10 protein-coding genes are annotated in these 6,836 nt (G+C 38.9%); 1 reads left to right on the top strand and 9 read right to left on the bottom strand.

The features are described from left to right. Positions 1–92 precede the first annotated feature (92 nt). The 8 genes from QMA12_RS21690 to QMA12_RS21655 all read right to left on the bottom strand — a co-directional run bounded on the left by QMA12_RS21690 (position 93) and on the right by QMA12_RS21655 (position 5,733). Positions 93–1,400 (bottom strand): zonular occludens toxin domain-containing protein, encoded by a 1,308-nt coding sequence (locus QMA12_RS21690; protein WP_290209063.1) that lies wholly within the window; start codon positions 1,398–1,400, stop codon positions 93–95. A gap of 1 nt (position 1,401) precedes the next feature. Beyond that, positions 1,402–1,851 carry a DUF2523 family protein gene (locus QMA12_RS21685; RefSeq protein ID WP_290209064.1) on the bottom strand — a complete coding sequence of 150 codons (450 nt, stop codon included), beginning with the start codon at positions 1,849–1,851 and terminating at the stop codon, positions 1,402–1,404. A gap of 1 nt (position 1,852) precedes the next feature. Next, positions 1,853–3,277: a hypothetical protein gene (locus tag QMA12_RS21680; RefSeq protein WP_290295314.1), complete on the bottom strand. Its 1,425-nt coding sequence runs from the start codon at positions 3,275–3,277 to the stop codon at positions 1,853–1,855. Between the two features lie 122 nt (positions 3,278–3,399). After that, positions 3,400–3,615 (bottom strand): hypothetical protein, encoded by a 216-nt coding sequence (locus tag QMA12_RS21675; protein WP_290211477.1) that lies wholly within the window; start codon positions 3,613–3,615, stop codon positions 3,400–3,402. Positions 3,616–3,634: 19 nt separating this feature from the next. Beyond that, complete coding sequence (locus QMA12_RS21670) at positions 3,635–3,877, bottom strand: hypothetical protein (protein WP_290211476.1); 243 nt, start codon at positions 3,875–3,877, stop codon at positions 3,635–3,637. Continuing rightward, positions 3,877–4,089, bottom strand: coding sequence for a hypothetical protein (locus tag QMA12_RS21665; RefSeq protein ID WP_290211475.1), 213 nt, complete (start codon positions 4,087–4,089; stop codon positions 3,877–3,879). Before QMA12_RS21665 ends, QMA12_RS21670 begins: the two co-directional genes overlap by 1 nt. Positions 4,090–4,091: 2 nt before the next feature. Beyond that, a complete protein-coding gene (locus tag QMA12_RS21660; protein ID WP_290211474.1) occupies positions 4,092–4,385 on the bottom strand; it encodes a single-stranded DNA-binding protein in 294 nt (97 codons plus the stop codon). 67 nt (positions 4,386–4,452) lie between these two features. Then, the gene (locus tag QMA12_RS21655; protein ID WP_290211473.1) at positions 4,453–5,733 is read right to left on the bottom strand and encodes a phage/plasmid replication protein, II/X family; all 1,281 of its coding nucleotides are present in this window, start codon (positions 5,731–5,733) and stop codon (positions 4,453–4,455) included. A gap of 125 nt (positions 5,734–5,858) precedes the next feature. On the opposite strand from QMA12_RS21655, the gene QMA12_RS21650 reads away from it, so the two are divergent. Continuing rightward, complete coding sequence (locus QMA12_RS21650; RefSeq protein ID WP_290211472.1) at positions 5,859–6,053, top strand: hypothetical protein; 195 nt, start codon at positions 5,859–5,861, stop codon at positions 6,051–6,053. A gap of 218 nt (positions 6,054–6,271) precedes the next feature. Here QMA12_RS21650 and QMA12_RS21645 read toward each other — a convergent pair whose 3' ends face one another. Further along, a complete protein-coding gene (locus tag QMA12_RS21645; protein WP_290211471.1) occupies positions 6,272–6,508 on the bottom strand; it encodes a hypothetical protein in 237 nt (78 codons plus the stop codon). Positions 6,509–6,836: the final 328 nt, after the last annotated feature.

The raw sequence follows: 6,836 nt of genomic DNA, 5'->3' as shown, positions 1-6,836 counted from the left end.
AAATTATAGGTTGTTGGTAGTGGTAAATAAATAAATGGAATTAGTATTAACAAGCCGCTACGCTCAGGCTTCGCTTGGCGGCTTGTTAAAATCTAAATTAATGAATTAAGTGCTATAGATGAATCAGTATTATTTGTTGGTTCGGGTTGTGAATATGGGTTAGGACTACAAAAAGCACGATAAGCAAAATTGGTTTTAGCTTGCCGAATAATGACATTGCACGGGCTGAAATACTGAATACTAAAACCCATACTAGCCAGTTCGTAAGAGTCGATACTAAAGTTACCGTATTTTTCGGTGATAAATTCGAATATAAATTCTCGATGTGTTCGCTCTGGCCGCTTCACCTCTTGAACCCCAGTGACAAAAATATCAGTAGCGCCGTACGGTAAACCTATAGAAACAGGTTGACCATCAAGAACCTGAAAATCAGCATTATCAGAATTAGAATTAGTATTTTTTTGAGTATCGACAACGCCCACTTTAGCGGTTTCTTCGACACCTTCCACAGCGCTTTCACTGCTGGTAAAATACCACATCCAATACAGTACGCACAAAAAGAGAATAGTAATTGGAAAGGCAAAAACAGGATTGAGTAAGAGATTCTTACCCTGTCCTTTTGTAATACCTCCGGTAGCGGTCGACTTGTAGCATCTGTGAACTTCGACTGGGATTTTTTTCCACGTTGTAACACTTCCTTTGACTGGGGCTTTGCCGTCAAGTTTTGGGTTATGATCGAAGATTCGCGGCCTTCGATTGTAGTATGGGATTGATGCGAGCCCGTCAAAATATTTATGCGAGTAGGCATACTGGCTGACGTTTCTAATGTATTTATGGACGCTGGTAATATCGGGTGTGCAGACGATGATGTCCCAGTTGTATTTACGGTGTCGCATGTAACATTCTTTGAGTGTTTTGGGGTAAATAATGTGGCCATGTTCGTTGAATAACTCCTTACCTAAATCATCAGTATCGCCGCTGGTTAAGTTCTCAGGTTTGAACTTTTCAAGTTGTTCATAATGATATTCATACCAATGAACGGGTATCAAATCTTTGTAATTGTTGATGTGTTTATAGTTGCAACTTTCAGGCTTAAAGGTTGCCTCGGTTGGGTAAACGTCTTGCACTTCATCAATTAAAACTAATGCGCCTGTTGGCATCCAGTGATACCAATTTCTCCAGAGATGTTGACCCTCTTCATTTTGCGAAGATAAACGCCATAGCTGTGCTGACTCTGGAAACGTTTCTTGTAACTCTGTTTCAATTTCTTCGAGCGGTAAAATACCTTCGATATTGGTAACAACTAAACGGCCTTTTCTAAGAGCTGGAAGAACTTCGAACCATGTAGCGCTAGCAGATTTAAAAGAACCTGGTGCACCATGAAAAATTGATGAAGCCATTTTATATAAACCTCATAACATAACGGGCAACTAATGCTTGAATTATGATGTTGAGTGCATCAAAAAAACGCAAATCAACAAGAGCGGCTTTAATGTCTTGCGGTAGGCCACTCGCAGCAGATGCAATCTTTGAAGCAATTTGAAAGTTTTCTAAAATTGATTCTGCAATTGACCAAGCTAGTTTCATGGATTCAAACTGAATGGTTATTAACATGAGCATGATTTTTTCAATAATGTAAGCAACAGCTCTTTTGAAAAAATTAGGCAAATCTTCATCAAGGAAAGTCCATACATCGGTGAAGAAATCACCCATTGCTTGAGCTGCACCTTCAAACCCCTCGTAATTACCAGATGCAGCACCTGTGCCTGCTCCCGTGTCTGTGCCAGATGCCTCAGCCAGAACGATACAAGGTAAAATAAGTAAAATAAGTATAAAAGTTTTAGTTTTCATATTAAGGCCCCAATAGAATATAAAGTGCTGATAGAGATGCAATTAGCATTAAAGCTGCGGCTAGAAGTTGAAAAAAATTGGCAAAACGACCCAACCCCATATCGACCGATACACCCTTAATTGTTTCTAAGCGCTCTTGATATCCACCGCCAAATGAAGGGTTAATTTCAAAAAGCTTGGTAGCGTCAGATTTAATTTTATCTATGTAATCTTTTATTTCATCTCGCTTGTCTGTTATCTCTTCCGTTACTGCTTCACGGTCTTCATCAGTAAATAATTTATTAAGTCCTTTTTCTGGATTCTTACGTTTTGATTTTATAGTAAATAGTTCTTTTTTCGGTGGGCAGTTTTCACCTTCACAAGGCTTGCAATCATCGCCCGTACAAGGAGGGCAATCATCACCCGTACATGGTACACAGTCATCACCTGTACATGGCTCATTACCACCGTCGCCGCCATCACCATTACCACCACCTCCGCCGCCAGTGGGTTTGTCTAAAATACCTTGCAAAAGTGAATTAGCTGCCATCGTATTAACATCAGTCATTGCTGTGTTGTATCTGATTTCGCCAAGTATTTCATTTGAAATTTGAGTTTCTTCGGCTAGGCGGTCTAGACGTTCGTCATTTGAATCACTTGCTGCAACTTGATTTTTATTCATTGCGTCTAAGTTTTCATTTATTTTATTGAGTGCATCAAGTTCAGCCATTTGTGGTGTGTCATCGGTTTCTTCGGGCGCTGGCTTTTCTTCGGGTGGTGATGTTTTATCTACCTCTTTATCTGGTGGTCGTTGACATTGAACAGGTTCAGCTGAGCCGTATGAAACAGGAATGTAATAACCGCCGCTTTCATCTGTTTCTATTTTGCATTGAGTGCCATCATCATTATTAAAGCATTTAGTTGTTTGTTCACCAGTACCAAAAACAAACGGGTCATTGTCTGTAGGTTCAGGGCAAAAATCTTTTTCTTTAGCGCACATAGGAGAACCATCAGGAGCTGTGACATCAATATCATACTCAGGGGAACCATTGGGTGGACAAGTTGGTGTTTTCTCCCCTTGAATATTTGCATAATAAAGAGAGCGCCATTTAACAGTAGGTAATGTCGTGCCATCGGAATAGATGCGTGAACCTGATTGTTTAATCTTAATTGAACCGTTATCTAAAACGCATTCACCACCTGCTGAATATACATATTCAACTGATGATGAAGCTGGAATTGTTGCAGCTAATTTTTTGCAACTTTCAATTTTTGCATTAATAGAGCAAACTTTGTGAGTTAAATCCCCGCTCCCATTGAGTGATGCAGCTTCACAAGGAACTGTTTCAAAACTAGGTGTTACTAAATCATCCATATCAGGGAGTGCATTTGCACTAGAAACAAAAAAAGCGCTACTAAGCGCCAATAAAAATATTAGTAATCGCATGTGAGCGCCTTTAAAGAAAGGGCGGTTTTACCCGCCGTTGTTAACTGGTTCTTACGCCACTGGAGAATCCTTCGACGAAGCACCAGACCAGAAATGACGCAAGGCCAATTGATGTGACCATCTTATTTACGTAACCATGAGACAACCATACCAACACCAAAGCTGATAGCTGCTAAAGTAATTACGCCAGTGATAACTAGTGTGTAGTTTGCTGAACCTTCATCAGTAGCAGCTTGAAGTGCGGCAGAATGGTCAGCAGCAAATGCAGATGCAGAGCCCATAACAGCAGTACCAAACGCAACTAATTTAGCTGTTTTACTTTTAAAAAAATTTTTCATGTTGAATTTCCTTTAGGATTTAAGTTTTGCCCATGATGCGGACGACACGACCGATACAATGAGCAGTAATAAAAGCGACTAACGCCGCCGTGTTGATTAAGCCGAAAGTGGCTAGGTCAAAAGCAAACAATTCATTAAGAACGTTTACTAAATTTTGTTGTTGCAGTTGTTCAAATTCAGCTTGTGTGACCATCACAAAATCACAAACGCCAGTTACAGCTTTTAGTGTTTGGTCTGGTTGGATAGCGACACATTGAGCCATTACTTACTACCCTTTAAATTTTTTAACTCACCACCAGTAGCCAAACCAAGTTTTTTAAGTTCATGAATTAAATCTAATTTATGCTCTTTAAGTTGGGCATCAAGACCAATATGTGAAATGCCAACAGAGTAATTGGAATTTAAAAATTTAAGAAAGTCAGTATCTTTACTTTGAGCAAATTCAATTAGGTGAACAACAAGCAATTTGTTCATACTTATTTGGCCGCTGGAGTGTATGGCTCAAGAACCATATTAAAATTATCAATTTCAAGACCGCCAAAGCGCCCTACTTTAAAACTTGTTGGATGCAATAAATATTTGCCAACTTCTAAAACTTCACTAACATCATTGTGAGTAAGTCGCATTTCTACAGGGAATACACCGCCCAAATGAGCAAAAGCAGTTTGGTCATAAATGACGCGGTCTGCTTTTCCGTCCTTGCCTTTGATAGTTCGCGGTTTAGGTAAATGTGAATTGTTTGTATCCATAACTTCAATAATTACGCTCATGATTTTGTATCCTCGTTGTATGTATCGATTGCGGTTTGTTGGCCGTCAATGAATTGGTTGGTTGTGGTCATGAAACCAGTCTTAAAAGTTCGCGGTTTTCTGGTAACTCTAATTGCTCAGATAAACGCTGAGGCTCTACCCAGTTGCTAGGGTGTTGCTGTTCAAAATCGACATTTACAAAACGAATAAGCGGAACAACATTAGATGCAGTTGCTTGTAAATTTTGTAGATAGGCTTTTGGTACAACTTGGGTCAGTTCTTCAATAGTTCGATAAAAAGTAGCTTTTGGGGTTGTTGATTTAACCTCATCCCAACCTTCGTGCTTCATCATTCTAAAAGTGCGAAATAGGCGGTCGGCTTTTGAATAGCTAAAACCATTTTTAGTTTCGGTTTTAAATTGCTCTCTTAAGTTTTCGTGTATTTCAATATCAGAGTAAGTACGCATGGTTGCACCTTCGAACGTTTTAAAAATGTCTTGCCAAGATTGTTTCCATAATTGCTGAATTAAACACCCCTCAAATGATTCGCTGTATGTTTCAAATGCCCATAAGTTAGTGGGTATACCAAGACGTTTTAACATCCTTGGCATAATGCTAGCCTCAAGGCGCAATGCGTTTTTTGCGAATTCTTGTACTTCTGGTGCTGTCATAGCTTTAAGCTGATTTTTAAAAGCTTGGCTTTTGGTTTTGTCGTATTTTGCTTGTGCTTTGTTAATTTGGTCTTGCAACTCAAATTGTTTTAAATAGGCTTTTAGTCGTTTATGACGTGAGCCCTTACCAAAATATGCAGTTGTGTCGAATGCAGATTTAGCGCCCCTTGTTTGACCGTTTGATATGTTGCGTAATGCGTGAATTACGTTTCGACTATCTGACTCGGTTTTTAAGTGAGCGCTAAAAGTGCAATCTATTTGTGCAAGTTCGGCATTATTAAATTCTAGTATTTCGGCCATGTCGGGCATTGCGTAGCAAAACGCAGTGATTAGTGAGTCAATACACAACATCACATCACACGACCCGTAAACGTTATGACCTTGTAATAATTTCGCTGGGCTGGCCTTTAATTCGATGAACGGGTAATAATTTTCACCCCCTGCCCTAATTTTAAAAGCCAATGTTGACCACGAGCTAGGCAGTGATTCGAACGGGTGCAAAAGTGCAGACACTTCGGCAACACAGATATTTTCAGAATCAAGACGATAATCGTTAGCTGTAAAATCAACATCACCAGCAGCTAATCGGCAACCTCTTTTTTGACACTCACGCAAGTCGATTAGGCCATTAGTCCCGTCTGGAGACATAGCAACAACCGATTCAACGAAAGGTATCTTTATAGTTAAGAGGTCAATCATTTAGTTTTCTTAGAAACTTAGAAATTATATTTAGCGGAAATAATAGTTTCTAAGAAATCAGATTGCAAGAAACTTTGAATATAAGTTTATAATTAAATGAATTCTTAGAATCGAAGAGACATGTAATGCCCAGTAAACACATAGATGACGTAACATGGAGAAAAGTAGAAAAGGAACACGTAAGAGCGGTAGTGGCGACTCAAGCATCATTAAAGGATACAGAAATACTTAAAATTCTTATTTCAAAGGGATTAGAGCTTGTTACCGATGAAGATTACGAAAGGTTCGTTAAAAAGAAAAAAGAGAGATCTAAAGCGTAAAAGTCTCAAAATGGGACTAGAGTCCACTATTATAGTATGTGGACTCTAAACACCTGTGCCTATTTCGGGTCACCTGGGTTTATTTCAAATATGGGTTTGGTTTATCAGAGGGGCGATTTAATTTAGTGATATTGCTTTAGCCAGTGCAGCCAAAACAATATCAATATGATTTAGATGGGTTGGGTTTCCGCTTCGCTATCGGCTGTCGCCATGTAAAATTAATCCATGAGTCTATTAAAAGCATTTTTAAAATCATCAATAGCATCATTTTTATCATCAAGTTCATTACCCAATCGGTAATTATCAGCCTTTAAATTGCTGATTTCGGTTTGTGTTTTTTGATATTCGAGTATCAAAAAATCAATTAACTTGGTGGAAGTATTAATATTTAGCCTACCCTTTAGGCGTTCAAGTTCCTTACTTACTTCATCATTTGGGCGGTATGTAATAGCCATTTTAGTATCCTTTGCAATCATAATGAACAGACAGGATAAACCTTCAGTTGATATTTTGCAATCAAAACACCACTATAAAGCCAGGATAAAAAGCACTTTTTGCAATCATTAAAGTAAAGGCCGGTTGCTTGCCAGGATAATAAATGCAATCAAAATACAACCGATAATTGGCATTATGTTACGGGCTAGAACCGCTACGCTTAAAAAGGCTTTTGTTCTAGTTCGTGTGGGCTGTCGCTATTTTCCACACGAAAAACCACAAACGCCCCGCCATTAGGATATTTTGGCGGGGCGTTTTCTCAACATAACACGTTTCAAATTATAGGTT

It is taken from the genome of Pseudoalteromonas sp. APC 3893 (assembly GCF_030408095.1).
Taxonomy (GTDB): Bacteria; Pseudomonadota; Gammaproteobacteria; order Enterobacterales; family Alteromonadaceae; genus Pseudoalteromonas.
Note: the sequence above shows the minus strand (reverse complement) of the source record. Positions and strands in the feature narration are given on the sequence as shown.

Excerpts from the sequence above, each read along its gene's own strand:
- QMA12_RS21690 (WP_290209063.1), bottom strand. The coding sequence starts at position 1,400 with ATGGCTTCATCAATTTTTCATGGTGCACCAGGTTCTTTTAAATCTGCT.
- QMA12_RS21675 (WP_290211477.1), bottom strand. The coding sequence starts at position 3,615 with ATGAAAAATTTTTTTAAAAGTAAAACAGCTAAATTAGTTGCGTTTGGT.
- QMA12_RS21650 (WP_290211472.1), top strand. The coding sequence starts at position 5,859 with ATGCCCAGTAAACACATAGATGACGTAACATGGAGAAAAGTAGAAAAG.
- QMA12_RS21685 (WP_290209064.1), bottom strand. The coding sequence starts at position 1,851 with ATGAAAACTAAAACTTTTATACTTATTTTACTTATTTTACCTTGTATC.
- QMA12_RS21670 (WP_290211476.1), bottom strand. The coding sequence starts at position 3,877 with ATGGCTCAATGTGTCGCTATCCAACCAGACCAAACACTAAAAGCTGTA.
- QMA12_RS21660 (WP_290211474.1), bottom strand. The coding sequence starts at position 4,385 with ATGAGCGTAATTATTGAAGTTATGGATACAAACAATTCACATTTACCT.
- QMA12_RS21645 (WP_290211471.1), bottom strand. The coding sequence starts at position 6,508 with ATGGCTATTACATACCGCCCAAATGATGAAGTAAGTAAGGAACTTGAA.
- QMA12_RS21680 (WP_290295314.1), bottom strand. The coding sequence starts at position 3,277 with ATGCGATTACTAATATTTTTATTGGCGCTTAGTAGCGCTTTTTTTGTT.
- QMA12_RS21655 (WP_290211473.1), bottom strand. The coding sequence starts at position 5,733 with ATGATTGACCTCTTAACTATAAAGATACCTTTCGTTGAATCGGTTGTT.
- QMA12_RS21665 (WP_290211475.1), bottom strand. The coding sequence starts at position 4,089 with ATGAACAAATTGCTTGTTGTTCACCTAATTGAATTTGCTCAAAGTAAA.